The sequence below is a fragment of the Shewanella abyssi genome (assembly GCF_023284025.1).
Classification (GTDB): Bacteria; Pseudomonadota; Gammaproteobacteria; order Enterobacterales; family Shewanellaceae; genus Shewanella; species Shewanella abyssi.
Map to the genome: position 1 here is coordinate 1 of NZ_JAKIKR010000134.1, position 593 is coordinate 593.

Below are 593 nucleotides of genomic sequence, written 5' to 3' on the forward strand. Positions count from 1 at the left end.
GTGAAGTCGTAACAAGGTAGCCCTAGGGGAACCTGGGGCTGGATCACCTCCTTACCTATACGACTAACTCGCATCTGAAGTATGCAAATACGTTTGAGTGTCCACACAGATATGCTTGTTATAAAGAAAGAGCAATATACGTTGGGTCTGTAGCTCAGCTGGTTAGAGCGCACCCCTGATAAGGGTGAGGTCGGTGGTTCAAGTCCACTCTGACCCACCAAAATCTTTTGTTTCTCCTAAATGAAGATTTTGTATTAACGTATTTTGTTTGACTGCATGTAAATGGGGCTATAGCTCAGCTGGGAGAGCGCCTGCCTTGCACGCAGGAGGTCTGCGGTTCGATCCCGCATAGCTCCACCATTTACTTTGCTAATTATCATTTGATGATTGAGTAGACTTACTTTTCTAGCTGATAAGTGAGACATGCATTGGATAGAGATGCCAAAGATAAACGAAAACTTTATCTTTGGCTTTTTTAAGCCCGTTCTTTAAAAATTTGGAAAGCTGATAGTGTTGATCTGAAAGGGATAGCATAGCGATTTATCGTTTTGTTATTTATAGGATCAGCGCGAAATTTAAAAAATTGAGTTCTA

General features: G+C 41.7%; 2 tRNA genes and 1 rRNA gene. All 3 read left to right on the forward strand.

Annotated elements, in window-relative coordinates:
• Positions 1-54 (forward strand): 16S ribosomal RNA (locus tag L2755_RS22070); the annotation flags it as partial.
• An 89-nt stretch (positions 55-143) separates the two neighbouring features.
• A tRNA-Ile gene (locus L2755_RS22075) sits at positions 144-220 on the forward strand.
• 64 nt (positions 221-284) lie between these two features.
• Positions 285-360: transfer RNA gene (locus tag L2755_RS22080), tRNA-Ala, on the forward strand.
• Positions 361-593: the final 233 nt, after the last annotated feature.